Source organism: Pseudoalteromonas aurantia 208, assembly GCF_014858725.1.
Taxonomy (GTDB): domain Bacteria; phylum Pseudomonadota; class Gammaproteobacteria; order Enterobacterales; family Alteromonadaceae; genus Pseudoalteromonas; species Pseudoalteromonas aurantia.
Genome location: NZ_AQGV01000013.1, coordinates 133,651 through 151,030, shown reverse-complemented (window position 1 = coordinate 151,030; position 17,380 = coordinate 133,651). Strand labels below are relative to the sequence as shown.

The following is a 17,380-nucleotide window of genomic DNA, read 5'->3' as shown; positions in this document are numbered from 1 at the left end:
ATTTATCTTGGGTAGCGTGTTTATTCACTCATTGCAGCTTGCTGTAAATGAGATTGAATAAATGCAGTGGCTTCTGCGTAGTCGTGGTCAAGCCTGTCCCGCAACGCAATTAATTGATCCGCGGATAAGTCATTTTCTTTACATTGACGTTCAAACTCGATTGCCGTCTCGGCAACCTTTTCAGCACCAATGGTGTTTGAAATGGATTTAAGTTGATGGCATGCTTCAACAATACTGTTTTGATCCATAGAGATCACTGCACCATTGACTTCTCTTGTTAGCATGCTGCTTTGTTCTAAATACATTCGGAAAAATCTAAGCTGTTTGGCTTCGTCATGGTTTACGTATTTATTTAAGGTTTCTAAGTTAACCGGGGGAGCGCTTTCACTAAGCGCCGCTAATTCGTTAATATTGTCACCTTGCGACATGTCAACGGTATCCTCGGCATTCACACTCGCAGATTCATTTTCAACCGACGTGGATTGAGCTGCTGGCGTAGGCAAGTCTTTTGCGTGCTTTTCTTGCCACTTCAATAGGGTGGCCTCTAATACATTTAATTCAACTGGCTTGGTAATATAGTCATTCATGCCTGTTGCAATGCAGCGCTCCCTCTCACCTTTTAATGCATTAGCAGTCACAGCAATAATATACGGCTGAGCATTGATATCTGCACTTTGCTCAGCAATATCTCTGATCTGCGTAACCATGTCATATCCTGACATTTTTGGCATATGTAAATCCGTGAGAATAATCGGGAAGTTACCTTTTTGCCATACTTCTAAACCTTCTTCACCGTTTTCAGCAACTTCGACACCATAACCCAGTAAATGTAGTTGGTCTGTTAACACTTGCTGGTTAAGTACATTATCTTCAACCAACAGTACTAACTTGTTTTCAGCACGTGCTTGGTCGACGTTCAGGTAAGTATTCATACTTTTTGAAGGTTTCAATGCTTTAGGCTTATGGAGCCCTGCGGCAACCATGACTGACGTCATAAATGAGCTTTTACAGAGTGGCGCCGCATTAAGGTAGAAAATATTTTGATGATTGACTGCGGCTTCATCCATAGTACTAAGCACAATAACTTGCTGTTTGTTATTTTCCAATGAATACAGTAAAGACCGTAATTGATCGTTGACCGGAGCCATACCTTCGAGTCCATCTAAAACCCAAATAACTTTTTCTTGATATTGAAACTCATCAAATTCGTCCATTGAGCCCAGAGCAACGGTGTTTGCGCCCATGAAAGATAAATAACGACACAATATATTACGCCTATCATTGTTGTTCGTCAGAACAACAACTCTGCGTTGCTCAAGTTTGCTCTTATGCGCGTATTCCACTTTACCTTGTGTGCTAAATGGCAGTTCAACAACAAACTCACTGCCCATACCAATATCGCTGTTTACCTGTATAGAACCGAGCATTAATTCAATGAGACTTTTACAAATTGATAAACCCAGACCTGTGCCCCCAAATTCACGGGTGATAGACCCTTCAGCCTGAATAAATGGGTTAAATATTTCACGTAATTGAGTTTGCGTCATACCTTTACCATTATCCGTTACGCGAAAACGCAAGGTGTAATGTTCCGATGTATTTTGCGCAACTTCGACGCTGATTTTGACAAATCCTTGGCGGTTAGCTTCAGTGGTGGTGAACTTAATTGCGTTACTGCACAGGTTATACAAAACTTGGCGAACGCGGACGGTATCACCAACTAGGTTATTGGGAATATCAGGTGCGATAGCCAGTTCCAAGTCTAGTTTTCTTTTTTTAGCGACAGATGATAATACACGAGCTACTTCTTCTATTGTTTCTGAGACAGAGAATACGCTATTGTCTATTTGGAGTTTGCCGGCTTCAATTTTAGAGAAATCTAAAATGTCATCTAAGATCCCTAGCAGAGAAAACGCTGAATCACGGATAATCGTGGTTAATCGGTGCTGTGCACCATCTAATTCAGTTTGACGCAGCAGATCGATAGTACCAATTACGCCATTCATTGGTGTTCTGATCTCGTGGCTCATTGTCGCTAAAAATGTGGTTTTTGCGTCATTGGCACGCTCAGCGTTGAGCGTGGCTTTTTCTAATGCAAGCGTACGAGCTTGAACTTCTGTTTCAAGGCTAGTTTGTAATTGTTTTAGCTCTTTTTGTGATTCTTGATTGTTATCAATCACCGACTGCACTTGATGTAAAACATTGTTGATAGCGAAAGCAATACTTTCGAGGCCGAAACCTAAATCACTATTTAAATGTACACGGTAGTCTTGTTTATCAACGACAAGCTTTAATTCGGCTTCTAGCTTCTTAGTATCACCATTAAGTTGCGAGACAATACGTTTTTTAGCCACCACAGCCAGTATAAAAGCACATATCAGTGCCAATACAAACAGAATATACCCTATTAGCGGGCTTTTCGTTGCTGCGTTTGAGTGGCGACGTAAAATTAACTCGCCAATAGCTTGGCCATCTAATTTCAGTGGTTTATATATTGTAATTGTACCACCTTCGGCGATTTTCTTTTGCTGTGAAATCGCGGCCACGGGAACATTGCTGGTTTGAAAAATCAGAGAGGGTTCAGCCATACCGGTTGAGCTATATAGATAGATATCTATATTGGGGGCGCCCTCTTTGATGGCTTGTAAAATTTGCTTTGCTTGGCCAAAACCTGTTTTCATCATTATATTGGCAAGCGGTAATGCGAGTTCGTCGGCTTGTTTTTGTATATTAGGTGCCGTGACTATGGTTGCTTTTGGCATCATATAGGCCGCTGTAGCGCAAATAGCGCCAGTGATGACAGCAATCATAAGTATCAGAGGCAGTAGCCCTGCTATTTTTATTGATGAAGAATTTTGCATGAAATGTTCCGATATTTCGCGACACGATCTTATAGCGAACTTAAGCTTAATATACCGCCAATCCTACCACTGTCTGATGGTTTTTTCTCTACGTTTTTGCGATATATCGGATGTTTTCATCATAAAATGAGGTTAACTTAACGAATGTTATTGCAAATAACTCTGTTTAAAACTCAGCCAATTCGGTTAAGAAATAAAAAGCTTTGTTTGAAAAGTATTCAATCAAACAGAAGTTTGAAAAAAAAGTTGACTTAAAAGGGCAAAACCCGTTTAATACGCCGCACGCCCAGATAGCTCAGTCGGTAGAGCAGAGGATTGAAAATCCTCGTGTCGGTGGTTCGATTCCGCCTCTGGGCACCATGATTAAGTGTGCCGACTTAGCTCAGTTGGTAGAGCAACTGACTTGTAATCAGTAGGTCATCCGTTCGACTCGGATAGTCGGCACCATTTCCTCGCTAGGAATTAAAACACAAGCAACAATTTTTGCCCAGATAGCTCAGTCGGTAGAGCAGAGGATTGAAAATCCTCGTGTCGGTGGTTCGATTCCGCCTCTGGGCACCATGATTAAGTGTGCCGACTTAGCTCAGTTGGTAGAGCAACTGACTTGTAATCAGTAGGTCATCCGTTCGACTCGGATAGTCGGCACCATTTAATTAGGCTTAAGCTAAAAAATTTGCCCAGATAGCTCAGTCGGTAGAGCAGAGGATTGAAAATCCTCGTGTCGGTGGTTCGATTCCGCCTCTGGGCACCATATTTTAAACCCTAAACTTCGTTTAGGGTTTTTTTGTATTTATTACGCCTTAAATTCTCCCGATGCTGTGTTGCTTGCATGCCAAATAACATGTCTTGCCTAAGCCAATGGTAAACTAACGAACACCTCAGTACCTAAGTTATCATCGGTTCTATATTCAATAAACCCTCCCTGGATTTCTGTGAGTAATTTGGCGGTATAGGTACCAATTCCGGCATGATCTGGTTTGCCATAAGTCACAAATTTATCAAAAAATTGCCCTCGTATTGGTTCTGGAACCGGATCAGGATTATGTATTTTAAATACCACATATTTATCATTTTGTGTTGCACTGAGTTGTATGGATGGATCGCTGCGTGTACCTTCCAGTGCATTTTTTAGCAAGTGCGTAAGTAAGGCGTGGGTGATTGCGTATTCGCCATTAAAGTGACAGTCAGTATTCTCGGTATTGTGTACTTTTATCTGTTTGCGCTTCACTATTTCGGAAACGTGTCCTAATGCATCTTTTAATACGGTAGTGAAGTTTTGCTTTTGTGGTTTGAATTGATACTCTTTACGTTCTATTTTGTTGAGCGAAGCAGTGCTATCAACATGGAGTTGCAATGCTGCACAACTTTGTTGAATGAAATCGATATATTGCTGTGCTTTTTCTGGCTCGTGCAAGTTGGCAGCCAGTTGTGAGGTTGAGTGTTTAATGTCAGCGATGGGTTTCACTAATTCTGTTTGGTTAACAGAGTCAAATTCATCACGTAAACGTGCATTTTCTAACATGGTATCTATTTGTGCGCGCATTAGGCGATTCGATTCAATACTACGACAATGTGCCTGTACTCTTGATTTAACAATCGCGGGATTTGCTGGTTTTGTGATGTAGTCTACCGCACCCAATTCTAACCCTTTAACGATGTGTTCAGTCTGCTCAAGTGCAGATAAGAAAATCACGGTAATATGTTGCGTACTTGGGTCGTCTTTCAAGCGTCGACAGACCTCTAACCCATCCATGTCAGGCATCATGATATCGAGTAGAATAATATCGGGCTGGGGGTCTTTCGCACAAATTTGCAGGGCCTTTTTACCATTCAATGCAGCTTTTACTTTATAGTCTTTTCGTAAGATATCGCTAATGATTTTAATATTGTCGGCGACGTCATCCACAATGAGCACATGTAGATCATTATTTTGTTCCGTCGATTCTGTTGATTCAGGCGTTTCTTTACATGGGCGAACCGGTTTTGTTAGGGCTCTTTGTAATCGGGATTTGAGGATTTTGCTTGAGAAAGGCTTAACTACGTATTCCGATACACCGCATTGAATTGCTTGTACAACATGAGATTGTTCAATCGTCGCTGAGGTCATAACAAAGGGGATTTTGGCAGTTCGAGTGTTAGTACGCACTTTTTTTAAAAATTCGATACCCGAGAGCGTTGGTAGTTGCCATTCAGCAATGATCAATCCAATGTCGTTGTATTCCAGTTTTTCTAATGCATCGCTAGCATTCGAGCTTTGAATAATCACGATATTTGAAAGTTGATTGAGCACATTCGCTATCATGGTTCTAATAGTTTCAAAGGGCTCGACAATGAGTACCGTCAGCGGCTGTGATGATTGAATATTGACCATAAAATGCTCCGTATAGGTCTGTTCATGGCATGTGTTTACATGCGGAATCTATAATATTTGAACTACTCGACGGCTTAACTGAGCAATTGATAGGCAATTTTTACTTGGTTTTATTTTGCACATGTTATTATTATGTGTCTATAGGTGTAACGCGATAGTACGAATAACAGAATAATATTATTGCAAGTAAACCGAAGTTAATCATAACTTTAGTTGGTGATGCTGATTTTGTACATAGATGCAAAGTGAGCGTAAAGCAGTTCATCAACATGACAAAGTATAAGGAATGTAGTGAATGAAACTGCTTTTGCGTTTTAATATGGCACTGGTCTGTGCATTGTTGTTGACAACATATGCATTTGGTCTACAAAAAGGCTCGAATTACGCACCAAAGATAGAGAACATTTCAACCTATAATGGCTTAACTAACCCTCAAATTTACGCCGTCACTAAAGATCATCAAGGGTTTATGTGGTTTGGGAGCGCTGATGGTATTTTGCGTTATGATGGGTATCAGTTTACCTCTTTCAAACACGACCCTGAATATGCAGCTTCGTTATCGGCCAACAGTGTGGGTGTGCTGCTATTCGACAGTAAAAGGCAACTGTGGGCGGGTACTTGGGGAGGAGGGTTAAATCTATTTAAAGGAAAGCGTGATTTTCAGCATTTTAAGTATGATCCTAACAACCCCAATTCATTGGGTGCTGATAAAGTACAATCTTTGTTTGAAAGTCGTGATGGGACATTATGGGTTGGGACAAATGGCGGTGGATTAAATCGCTTTAATCCAGAACACGGTAGCTTTCAACGTTTTACACATGATGAACAAGATATCAATAGTATTGGGAACAACCGTGTGTGGAGCATCACCGAAGATCTGCAAGGTGGTATTTGGGCAGGAACATCGAATGGCTTGTATCGATTAAATAGAAAAGACAATACATTCACTGGATTTAATGTCGCACCGGGATCTTTGGATCATTCTGAAGTCAGGCAAGTCTCTGTTGATTCGTTAGGACAACTTTGGGTTGCCACACGCAGCAGTTTCGGGCTATTTGACCCTACAACGGGTGATTATCAAACCTATAACTTGGCAACGCAAGGGTTGCCAAGTGTGACAAGTTTACTGCACCATGAAGGTGATATTTTACTAAGTACCTTTGCTGGGGTGTACCGATTTTCTCCAAGACAACGTAAGTTTATGTCGGATGCATATTCGGGGGCTGAGGCGCAGTTGCATAATCGAGATATACGACAAGTGTTGGTGGATGATACCGGTTTATTGTGGGCCGCTACACGTTACTCTGGCGTTATTAAAGTTTTTCCACATCCCCCTGCTTTTGTTTCGCATAAAAACTACCTACAAGATTATTTGCTCTCTGGACTTTTTAACCAAGTACTCTCAATGGCGACGGCTCAACAAGGTGGAGTTTGGTTGGGAACTGGACGTGGGCTTGTACATTTTGATGGTAAATCGCAATTTACGCCTTTTGCCACGCGTGAAGCGTTAACAGGGAACTATCGATTACGAGTACACAGCTTAGCACGAAATAAAAAAGGAGATTTATACGCGGGAACTAATTATGGACTATATCGGGTGGATGAAGTTAATAATAAGTTGCAGCAAATTCCTTTGTTTTGGCTTAAAAATCAACGGCATTCAGTAGAGCAAATTAGTTTTGACAAACTGGGGTATGCCTGGCTAGTTATCTCAGGAAATAATCGCGTTGTGCGTTGGGATTTAAGTACACAAGAATACTCTGAGCATTTGCAAAATATCGATCCTAGTTTTGTCTTTAATGATAGCCAGCAAAACACATGGGTCGGTACTGAGGGCGACGGTGTGTTCATGCTTGATCATGAAAAAGAGACGCAGCGCCAATATATTATGCAAAAGGATGAGCATAGTTTAAGTGACAACTACATTAATTTTGTAATGCAACATGAGAGTAAAATTTGGTTCGCCACTAACAATGGGATAACCAGTTTTGATTTATTATCTAAGCAATTTCAGCGCTATTCTAATACAACGTCAGAGTCGAGCTTTTCTGTACAATCTATAGTGGCAGATAATGCAGGGTTTTTGTGGCTGGCCACCTCAAGCGGGGTGTTAAAACTAGATACTGTCAATGGTGTATTCCATCAGTTTACAACCAATGATGGTTTAGCAAATAATCATTTTTTAACAAACTCATTGGTGTTTTCACAAGGGCATATTTTATTTGGCAGTATTGATGGGATCACGCGCTTTGAGCCTCAAAAAGTCACAGTTAATACGGCGGCACCGCAACTGGTGTTTACACAAGTAAAGGTGGATGGGCAGGTCGTTAATCATGCAAAAATGCCGCTGATATTAGAAGCCGAGCATAGTTCAATTACTATTCAATATGCTGCTTTAGACTATCAAGCAACGGAAGACAATCGATACCGAGTCTGGTTAGAAGGGTATAACGATAGCTGGAGTGATGTTTCTGCAAGTCATATCGCCAATTTCCGAGACTTACCGCCAGGCGAGTATCAGTTTAAAGTTCAAGGCAGTAATAACCATGGTGTTTGGAACCGCGATGGAATAGCCTTGCATATTATTAAGGTACCAGCGTGGTATCAGACGTTATGGTTTCAAATATCATTGCCGGTTGGAGTCAGTTTGTTGCTGATTGGGGCATTTGCATTGCGTTTGCATCGATTGCGCAAAGCAAGTTTGAAACTAGAGTACAAGGTGGCACAACGGACCAAGGATATTGTTGTGCTGGGTGAGGTTGGAAAAGAAGTTGCTGCAACGTACGATATGCAGGCAATTTGTGAAACGATTTATAACCACTTAACCAAAACACTCCCTTGTGATTTTTGTGCCATAGGTATTTATCATAAGGAGCAACAATACATTGATTATATCTTTGCAGTGCAAACAGGAGAACCATTTGATGCGTTAATTTCCCAGACTAATGTGACTCACAGCGCAGATGCATATTGTGTGAGTCATGCTGAAGAGTTTTATGCTGATAATGACACGAAGTGGCAAGGTTATGGGTTACAGCCGAGTATTAGTTTAAACGGAGAACATACCAAAACGGTGTTTTGTGCACCTTTGATTGTAGAAGGTCATGTGCTCGGGGTGTTCACCGTCCAATCAGATATTGAGTATGCTTATAAAGAAACGCAGCTAAGTATTTTACGGGTAGTCGGTAATCATTTAGCGGTGGCATTGGCTAACTCGTTATCTTATAGCGAGTTGAAAGAAGCAGAGCAGCGATTAGAGCTTGCTATGCAAGGTGCGAATGCCGGTACATGGGAGTGGGATTGCCACAGTGGGTTGCTTGTTACTAATAGTATATGGTCAACAATGCTTGGTTACCTCGATGGGGAATTAGAATCTCGTTTTGGTACAAGTATCGCGCGCTGGCGCCAGTTAACCCACCCAGATGATATTGAACACGCGGAAGCGGCGTTAAATGATCATATCAAAGGCAAAACGGATACCTACCGGTGTGAGTTTAGAATGCGCACGGCAACAGGTGAGTGGAAGTGGATGTTAGGTATTGGTCGTTGTGTCGATTTGCAAACAGGGCTGGGCAGAAAGGAAGTATTTGGGATTAATATGGATATCTCAGATGCGAAGCAACTCGAAGTAGCGTTAAAAAAAGCCAAAGAAACCGCAGAAAGTGCGACACAGGCTAAGTCTGATTTCTTATCGAATATGTCTCATGAGATCCGCACACCTATGAATGCAATAATAGGTATGAGTTATTTGGCATTAGAGACCGAATTGGATAGAAAACAGCGTAACTATGTTGAAAAAATTCATCGTAGCGGAGAGTCACTATTAGGCATTATTAATGATATTTTGGACTTTTCTAAAATAGAAGCTGGTAAATTAGATATTGAATGTGTGCCTTTTTGTTTAGAGCAAACGGTTGCCGATAGTGTTGATCTATTGAGTATAAAAGCGAGAGAGAAGGCGCTTATCTTTAATGTGCTGCTGGATCCTATTTTACCTGAGTATGTTAAAGGAGATCCGCTTAGGATCACTCAAATACTGCTTAACTTAGGCAGTAACGCCATCAAGTTCACGCCTAAGCAAGGAGAAGTGACCATCGACATAAAATTGGTTGAACAAGGGCATGATACAATTGATGTAGCGGTTGCTGTAATCGACTCGGGAATTGGTATGACTGTTGAACAGCAGCAGCGATTATTTCACTCGTTTAGTCAAGCGGATACATCGACAACACGTAAATACGGCGGCACGGGGCTAGGACTTGCTATTTGTAAAAACCTTGTAGAATTGATGGGGGGGCAAATTAGCTGTCAAAGCACTGTTGAAATAGGCAGTACATTTTCATTTAACGTTCAATTGCAAGTAGACCCTTCACAAAACCGTAATCTAACAAAGTTGCTAATAAGTGGCGCTCTCATTTTAGATGATAATCAGTTTTCAGGAAGAGCAACCAGTTTGTATTTACAACAATTGGGAGTCGCGGCGCGGTGTGCAGCGCCAGAAGAGTTGCAAGAGCTCACATCACAGATATTATCAACCGAATTATTATGCATCGACGAACAGGCCCAAAAACAGTATGACATCATTGAATTCTCGAGGTCACTGTGCCCAACTTTGCCGATAATAATTATGTGCCAATATGACTGCGACCATGCAGAACAGCAGTTTTCCAGCTGGTCCAATATTGCATTTATCACGAAGCCCATTTTTGCTACTGCGTTGCGTAAAGTGATCTATCAATTACTGGATATCCCGATTGAAAGTACAGTACAAAGCGGCGAGAAAGCGGTTGTCCCATCATTAAGGGGGGCAAAGTTATTGTTGGTTGAAGATAATGATTTAAATCAAGAACTCGCAGTTGCATTATTGAATAAGCAAGGAATAGACGTATGCGTGGCAGAGCACGGGCAGCAAGCTCTAGAGATGCTAGAGGGACAAGAGTTTGATGGGATTTTGATGGACTGTCAGATGCCTGTTATGGATGGTTATGAAGCAACACGGGCGATTCGACTTCAAGCGCAATACGCAGCATTACCTATCATTGCTATGACTGCCAATGTGATGAGTGAAAGCCAGCAAGAGATTGTTGAATGTGGCATGAATGACATAATTGTTAAGCCAATCAATGTGATTAAAATGATAGATACTTTAAGCAAATGGATCCAAGTAGACAGCTCGAAAACCGGCACGCTTGAAAGTGCTGTTGAAGGGGACGATGTATCTTACCTATTTGCGCACATTACGACATTAGATTACCAAGCAGGTTTGGCGATTTCATCGGGAGACAGTGGCCTCTATCACAAATTACTAAAACGATTTTATGATAAACAGCAGCATTTCTCAGCGGCGTTTGCAGCTGCTCTTAACGATGTTCATACGGAGAAGGACTGTCAGTCGGCCTTGCGCTATGCACATACATTAAAAGGAACGGCTGGAAATATAGGGGCAACACAGATTCAACATGAAGCGAGTAATTTGGAAACTGCGTGTACACAGCACAGTGCAACACTAGAGCCTTATATTCTCGCTGTTGAGAAAGCATTAGCATCTTTATTGCCCGAATTAGCTGATGTTTTGAAAGTACTTGAAGCTGAGGTTACATATAACCAGAAAGAAAATCCGGGGTTAAAAGACATAAGTCTAGATGAGTCGCAAGTACAAACACTCTTGGCTCAGTTAAACGATTTAATCGTTGAGTCCAACATTGAAGCATCTGATAAAGTTGTGGAGTTAGCGACCCTGTTACAATATACCGACTACAAGATACCCTTACTAAAAATAGGTGAGGTGATTGATGAATATGATTTTGATGAAGCAAAGGAGTTACTTTCGGCTTTTGAGTATTGCCATGAAAAGGTTGAACTTGAATAGACGCTGCATGCAGATACGCATTGTATACCTATCATGACGCCAGAGTAAGGCATGATAGGTATAAATGCATCGATAGAACCTAATATCGCATTATACAATATGAACTTTGAGTAAATCGGTGGATATATTTACTCATCCGTAGATTGTGGGTAGCAATCATTTAGCTTATACATGTGCCTAGGGCTGACGGGGAGTCGCTCATTACTGCTTACATACACTTTCAATTTTCCTGATGATTTTTCAACTTTAGAGATAAATTGCGTATTAACGACATAGGAGCGATGTATTTGAATAAAATGCTCGCTCGCTAATTCATCTATGACTTTAGCGAGTGTTTTTCGTATGGTGTACCTTACTTTTTCTCCTGCAATATAAGTCCATAAGTAACAGTAGTTCTCTTCTACTTTAATGTATTCAATACACGACAGTTCAACTTTTTCATCTATGCCATTATTTTTAATTCGTATGTAAGTTTTAGATGGATTCTTTACCGATGATTTTTCGGTTTGAGTTCTTTTATTAAATAACTTTACAGAATTTATAGAGAGTAGCGAAACAAAAAATGCGAGCAGTGCGCTGTTCGCAAAATTAGCGACATATCTGCCTTGAAGGGCATGCTTTCTCTCAATTTCGAATAATAAAGGGCTTAGTTCAAAGATGAATTGGCAAATAAGGTCAACGCATGCAAAAGAAATGGCAAAAAAAACGCTGATTTGCCAAATTTTGTAATGTTTAATAAATGATGAAGATGTCATTTTAAATCTAAAATAGAGCTCTATAACCATACAGCTCAGTACAACTTTGAGCATGAGCAAAGCTGAGTGAATGGCATATTCTACTTTCTTCATGTAGGAGAAATCATTGCTATGTACTACATAAAGGAAAAATGAGCTGAACAGGAAACAAAATAGGTAGTACAAGAATCTATCATTAAGAAATTTAAATAAAACTGGGTTTTTTTTGATGTAAGTCAATAACGGTATTTGATTCATAATATCCATATCCAGGAGCACTTTCATTGGAACTACAATGTGCAAAAATAATATATCTACCACGGTTTGGTGTCAATAAAAGGTAAGTGAGGTTGGTGTTTTGTATGTTAATTATTACTTTTAATAACAAGTAACTGTTTTTGTTGATATTGTTGATTTTTTTGAAATTATTTCCCACTAATTATTATATGAGGTTTTATTTAGCAAAGTTAAAGCTGTTTTGATACTTGCAATAAGGTTAGCTGGTTTTTCTGTTTTTTAGATGTTAATAGTGATTATTTATAGAATTAATGACATTACACTTTAAATTTGTATACATTATTTAATTTGGTTCTTTGGGTTATAAATCTGCTTGTTCTATATCTATTCTTTGAAGCAGTTATTAAGGGTTTCTTGCCACATAAATAAAAAGTAATTGGCTAGATGGTGAGTGGCGTATATGGCACAGATTGTATTTATATTTGTTTCTGTTTATTTCATAAAAATCAATGGTTATTTTTCTTTTTTGATTTAACTTTAATTTTAACCTTTTATTTCAATAGTTTGAATGGTCTTCTTGGTGAGTCGATTACATCCCTACTTGATATTGTTGCAAGTGTTGCTGTATTTGCTACATCAATTTTTGTGTTGGGGGGAGTTGGTTTTATCAATAAATCACAATTGAAGTGGTTTCATCACAAAAAAATATACATAAATATTAATTTTATTCATATTGCTTCCAGTTCGAAATTGTACCTTTTTATAAGTCGTGTTCTAGCGTTGCTTTTGTAAATGGGATCATTAATCGTTAAGTGGGAGTTTGTTATGAATATGAGAGTTTCATTAGTTTCGAAAATAATTTTTGTTTTACTGTTTTCATTCGTTTTCCTATTTCTAGTCGGGTGTTCTTCAGCAATTAGCAAAATAGATTACTCTAATGTATTTAATCGAAAAGGTTGGAATCATACGGATGAGGTGATAAAGAAACTTGATATTAAGAAAGGGGATGTTGTTGTCGATCTAGGAGCTGGTGATGGTTACTTTAGTTTTTACCTAGCAGAAGCTGTCGGGAAAAACGGAAAAGTATATGCAATAGATTTATCAAAAAGTGAAGTGAATAAAATTAAGTCCAGAGTGGAAAAAGAAGGTGTGAGTAATATATATCCAATCTTGGCGAGTGAGAAAAATCCTAACATTCCCACGAATGATGTTGACCTAATATTTATGTCAAATTCATATCATCATATATCAGAAAGAGTTGAATACTTTTCAAATATTAATAAGCACATAGATATTAATGGAAGAATTGCTGTTCTTGATACAAAGAAAGGAACCCCTTTCTTCGTTATTCCTCATGGTGTGCATTCTGAACAAATAAAAAAAGAGCTTAAGGATGCTGGTTATCAATATATAACTGGTTATGACTTCCTACCATTTAATAACTTCGAGGTTTTTTCTAAGTAGTCAATTTAGTCCTATAAGGGATTGTATTTATGTCGGCTAAAAAAATAGGCTTGATAACTGCTGTGTCCGTTATTGTTGGTAATTCAGTTGGTAGTGGAATATTCACTACCTCTGGATTTCTAGCGCGGGATATTGGCGACCCTGTGACCATATTATTAATGTGGATCGTGGCTGGGGGAATCGTTTTATGTGGTGTTCTAACTTATTACAGATTGTATTTGAAGTGGCCTGAATCAGGTGGGGAGTTTATATATATAAGTAAAAGATTTGGGCCATTAGCCGGCTTTTTATCAGGTTGGACTTCATTTACTTTTGGGTTTGGAGCTGCGATTGCAGCATCTGCTATTAGTTTTGGCTATTTTTTAGATGGTGCTTTGTCTAGTTATTTAAATATAGGTAGTGAAGATGTTGTTGGCTATTTAAGTAATGGTGGGGATATTGGTTCTGGCTTTGTTGTTATTAATCCAATCGTTGTTTCTGTGGTGTTAATATCGATTATTACTCTTTTGCATACGGTAAGTTTGTCAATTAGCGGACGAGTTCAATTTTACCTCACGCTCATTAAGGTTTTAGTTATAGTTTCGATCTTTTTTATGGGGTTTTACATAATATATGATGATTATAATAGTCAAAGGTATACAATTTATGGTGGGCTTTTTATAGATAACTTCGTGAATGGTTCTGTTAATGATGATGTATCTATATTTGACATGGCAATAGGTATGGTTTTCATTATGTACGCTTATTCAGGTTGGAATGCGATTAATTATATAAGCGAGGAAATAGAAAACCCGAAGGAAAATATGCTGAAAGCTATGGTTTTTAGTGTGGCTATAATTGTGTTTTTATACGTTTTTCTTAATTTTATTTACTTTTCCTCGCTTTCTATTGAAGTATTATCGGCGGAACCGATTGTACCTGTTGCAGAGAAATCCCTTAGGGCATTACTGGGAAATGGTGTCTCAATTATATTTAGCTTGATTTTATGTGTTTCAATAATGAGCTCTATAAGTGCAATGGTCTGGGTTGCTCCAAGAGTTTATTTAAAAATGTCTAAATATAATGATCGAGTACCTAATTTTGTAGGAAAAGAAAATAAGAACAGTATACCTATCAACTCAATGTTTGCTCAGTCTACGTGGGCTGTGCTTATTTGCTTAAGTGGAACTGTTGAAGAAATACTCATATATAGTGGTTTCCCATTGCTTATTTTTAGTGCTTTAGCGGTGTTCTCTAGTTTTGGAAACAGATTTAGTGGTGAGTCTAAATTGAGTTACTTTCTATATAGTTTTTGTTCATTTGCATTTATTGTTTTTGTTTTTTTTGCAATGGTTATGGTTTTTATTGAAAAGCCGTATATATCAGCTTTATCTATATTTACGGTGTTGTTAGGTGTTCTATTCTATTACTTTAGGGAAATTAAAAGCTTTGCTTTTTGTTTTTATAATAAATAACTGGTGGTTTTATGAGTGCTTCAAAAAATTATAGTTTTGTTGGTTTTATAATAAACAATCCTATTAAATCTATTTTTTCATCTTTAATGATGTGTTTTTTGCTGATTTCTGGCGTTAGATATATCCAAGCTGATTTTTCATATCGAGCATTTTTCTCTGAAGGCAATCCGTTGCGCGTTGAAATTGAAGGTTTTGAACGGGAATTTAGCAATGATGATTCCATCGTTTTATTGGTTAAGAGTCCATCAGGTATTTTTGATAAAGAAACATCGGAATTAATCGTTAAACTAACAGAGGAAATGTGGCAGGTTCCGGATGTGATTCGCGTTGACTCTCTGAGTAATTATCGTTGGGTGCATGCCTCTGGAGATGACATTGTTGTTGAAGCATTAATTCCAGATGACGGGCCATATACAACAAAGTTGCTCGAAAAGCGTAGATCAGTTGCACTCTCCGATGAAATAATTCCCGAGCTATTGGTCGACTCAGATGGTACGACAACCATGATTGTAGGATATATGAGGCCTACTATCACCTCTGCAGTGGACGCAGCCCCAGTTGTTAATGCAGTCAGAGCACTCGTTAAACAGTATCAAATTGGTGACCATGAAATTCATATCACTGGCCGGCCGGCTATTATGCAAGGTATGAAAGAAAGTTCCCAAGCTGATATCAAGTCACGTTTACCTATTGTTCTAGCCGTTATTATTCTTGTACTGGCTTTTCGTTTCAAACACCCTGTTGGTGTTTTCCCTGTCATTCCAGTGATTGTTTTAAGTGTTGTTGCAACAATGGGGTTAGCGGGTTGGACTGGAATTAAAATCAGTAATATTACGGCCTTGATCCCACAATTTATTATCGCTATCTGTGTTGCCGATGCAGTTCATATATTAACCAGCTACTTTTTTTATCGACGGAAGAACTATGATGGAAAGTTGGCAATAAGAATTGCATTAAATGAAAATGTTTTGCCCACACTATTAACAACTATAACGACTTCAGTGGCATTCTTTAGTTTCATGAGCTCTCAAATAGGGGCGGTTTCTGAATTAGGTTTATTGGTTGGCATAGGCACCATTATTGGATGGTTTATGTGTTACTTTTTTTTAGGTGCCATTTTATGCAAAGTCCCTAATAGAAAATCAAATGAGAAACTAATCCTAATTCATACTGAGTACGAAGAAAGTAATGAAGAAAACAAGAACTCATTTGTTTTCAAGTATACAGAGAAGGTGTTTTCTAATGCTTATTTAATCGCATTTGCTTTTTTAGGCCTGTCGATAGGTAGTATTTATATAGCGGGTAAGAATGAAATTAACGCAAACCCATTTAAGTACTTTGCAGAAGGGTTTTGGTTAAGAGATTCAAATGATTTCGCTGAAGACAACCTGAAAGGTTCGCAAGGTATGGAAATTGTTGTTAATAGCGGTTTCTCTGACGGTATCAAATCACCTGATTTTTTAAAGCAAGTGGAATCTTTTCAACAATGGATTGATAGTACACCAGGTGTTGTTAGAACTTATTCGATTATTGATATTATTAAGCAGTCTAATCGCTCATTACATGGAGATGATCAGGAATATTATACATTACCAAATACTAGAGAGGCGGCCGCAGAATTAATCTTTTTATATTCAATGAACTTACCACAAGGTTTGGATCTCTCGAATCGCATCAGTATTAATAATGACTTAGTTAGGATCAGTGTAAGGTGGACAAATTACGACTCAGCATTAGCGACACGGTTCGCAGATGAAATAGTTAAATATGGTCAATCTCAGGGCTTAAATGTACATGCGACCGGAAAAATGCTGCTGTTTCAACGTATGAATGGATACGTAGCCACATCATTTTTTGTAACGCTTCTTATTACTATTTTAATAATCAGTATTCTTCTTGTTATTACTTTTAAATCTATCAATTTGGGATGGATAACACTCGTTGCGAACTTATTCCCACTCTGTTTTGGCATGGCCATTTTATATCTTAGTGGTAACGCAATAGATATTGGCGCTGTCATTGTGCTGAGTGTGTGTCTAGGTGTGGCGGTTGATGACACGATTCATTTTGTGAGTCACGCGCAGAGATTATTGAATGCAGGAAAAGAAATAGGCTTTGTTATACGCGACAGCTTGTTAAAAGTTACACCAGCAATAGCAATCACAACGCTTATTTTAACGATCGCATTTGGTTCTTTTATGAGCGCTGATTTTGTCCCAAATGCAAACTTTGGCCGTATGGCTGCTGCAATACTAAGTACAGCATTAATAGCAAACGTCACATTGTTACCGGCATTATTATTCTTAATACATAGAAAGAAGGAGGTTGCAGTTTTTAATATGAATGAAGCAGAAAATATTAAAAGTTAAAAAATAATTTGTTTAGTTTTT

Annotated in this window: 7 protein-coding genes and 5 tRNA genes; 9 read left to right on the top strand and 3 right to left on the bottom strand. The window is 38.7% G+C overall.

All coding sequences use genetic code 11. From position 1 onward, the window contains the following. Nucleotides 1-20 precede the first annotated feature (20 nt). On the bottom strand, nucleotides 21-2,861 hold the full coding sequence (locus PAUR_RS15755) for a hybrid sensor histidine kinase/response regulator (protein WP_192508710.1): 2,841 nt from the start codon (nucleotides 2,859-2,861) through the stop codon (nucleotides 21-23). Between the two features lie 284 nt (nucleotides 2,862-3,145). Between PAUR_RS15755 and PAUR_RS15750 the strand changes: the two genes are divergently transcribed. The 5 genes from PAUR_RS15750 to PAUR_RS15730 all read left to right on the top strand — a co-directional run bounded on the left by PAUR_RS15750 (nucleotide 3,146) and on the right by PAUR_RS15730 (nucleotide 3,612). After that, nucleotides 3,146-3,221: transfer RNA gene (locus PAUR_RS15750), tRNA-Phe, on the top strand. Between the two features lie 11 nt (nucleotides 3,222-3,232). Next, nucleotides 3,233-3,308, top strand: a tRNA-Thr gene (locus PAUR_RS15745). Nucleotides 3,309-3,346: 38 nt separating this feature from the next. Further along, nucleotides 3,347-3,422 (top strand) — tRNA-Phe (locus PAUR_RS15740). An 11-nt stretch (nucleotides 3,423-3,433) separates the two neighbouring features. Then, nucleotides 3,434-3,509, top strand: a tRNA-Thr gene (locus PAUR_RS15735). Nucleotides 3,510-3,536: 27 nt separating this feature from the next. After that, a tRNA-Phe gene (locus PAUR_RS15730) sits at nucleotides 3,537-3,612 on the top strand. A gap of 99 nt (nucleotides 3,613-3,711) precedes the next feature. Here the strand turns inward: PAUR_RS15730 and PAUR_RS15725 are convergent. Beyond that, complete coding sequence (locus tag PAUR_RS15725; RefSeq protein WP_192508709.1) at nucleotides 3,712-5,232, bottom strand: response regulator; 1,521 nt, start codon at nucleotides 5,230-5,232, stop codon at nucleotides 3,712-3,714. 295 nt (nucleotides 5,233-5,527) lie between these two features. On the opposite strand from PAUR_RS15725, the gene PAUR_RS15720 reads away from it, so the two are divergent. Further along, nucleotides 5,528-11,101, top strand: coding sequence for an ATP-binding protein (locus PAUR_RS15720; protein WP_192508708.1), 5,574 nt, complete (start codon nucleotides 5,528-5,530; stop codon nucleotides 11,099-11,101). Nucleotides 11,102-11,229: 128 nt separating this feature from the next. On the opposite strand, the gene PAUR_RS15715 is transcribed toward PAUR_RS15720, so the two are convergent. Beyond that, complete coding sequence (locus PAUR_RS15715) at nucleotides 11,230-11,949, bottom strand: LytR/AlgR family response regulator transcription factor (protein WP_192508707.1); 720 nt, start codon at nucleotides 11,947-11,949, stop codon at nucleotides 11,230-11,232. 948 nt (nucleotides 11,950-12,897) lie between these two features. Here PAUR_RS15715 and PAUR_RS15710 point away from each other — a divergent pair. From PAUR_RS15710 to PAUR_RS15700, 3 genes are read left to right on the top strand one after another with little or no spacing between them, the layout of a single operon-like run. Then, complete coding sequence (locus tag PAUR_RS15710; protein WP_192508706.1) at nucleotides 12,898-13,536, top strand: class I SAM-dependent methyltransferase; 639 nt, start codon at nucleotides 12,898-12,900, stop codon at nucleotides 13,534-13,536. 29 nt (nucleotides 13,537-13,565) lie between these two features. Continuing rightward, a complete protein-coding gene (locus tag PAUR_RS15705) occupies nucleotides 13,566-14,990 on the top strand; it encodes an APC family permease (protein WP_192508705.1) in 1,425 nt (474 codons plus the stop codon). A gap of 11 nt (nucleotides 14,991-15,001) precedes the next feature. Continuing rightward, nucleotides 15,002-17,359, top strand: coding sequence for an efflux RND transporter permease subunit (locus PAUR_RS15700; protein WP_192508704.1), 2,358 nt, complete (start codon nucleotides 15,002-15,004; stop codon nucleotides 17,357-17,359). The last annotated feature ends 21 nt before the right edge of the window (nucleotides 17,360-17,380 follow it).

What these genes read in the sequence shown, in the direction of transcription:
- PAUR_RS15715 (WP_192508707.1), bottom strand. Translation starts at nt 11,949, where the DNA reads ATGAAGAAAGTAGAATATGCCATTCACTCAGCTTTGCTCATGCTCAAA.
- PAUR_RS15755 (WP_192508710.1), bottom strand. Translation starts at nt 2,861, where the DNA reads ATGCAAAATTCTTCATCAATAAAAATAGCAGGGCTACTGCCTCTGATA.
- PAUR_RS15720 (WP_192508708.1), top strand. Translation starts at nt 5,528, where the DNA reads ATGAAACTGCTTTTGCGTTTTAATATGGCACTGGTCTGTGCATTGTTG.
- PAUR_RS15700 (WP_192508704.1), top strand. Translation starts at nt 15,002, where the DNA reads ATGAGTGCTTCAAAAAATTATAGTTTTGTTGGTTTTATAATAAACAAT.
- PAUR_RS15710 (WP_192508706.1), top strand. Translation starts at nt 12,898, where the DNA reads ATGAATATGAGAGTTTCATTAGTTTCGAAAATAATTTTTGTTTTACTG.
- PAUR_RS15725 (WP_192508709.1), bottom strand. Translation starts at nt 5,232, where the DNA reads ATGGTCAATATTCAATCATCACAGCCGCTGACGGTACTCATTGTCGAG.
- PAUR_RS15705 (WP_192508705.1), top strand. Translation starts at nt 13,566, where the DNA reads ATGTCGGCTAAAAAAATAGGCTTGATAACTGCTGTGTCCGTTATTGTT.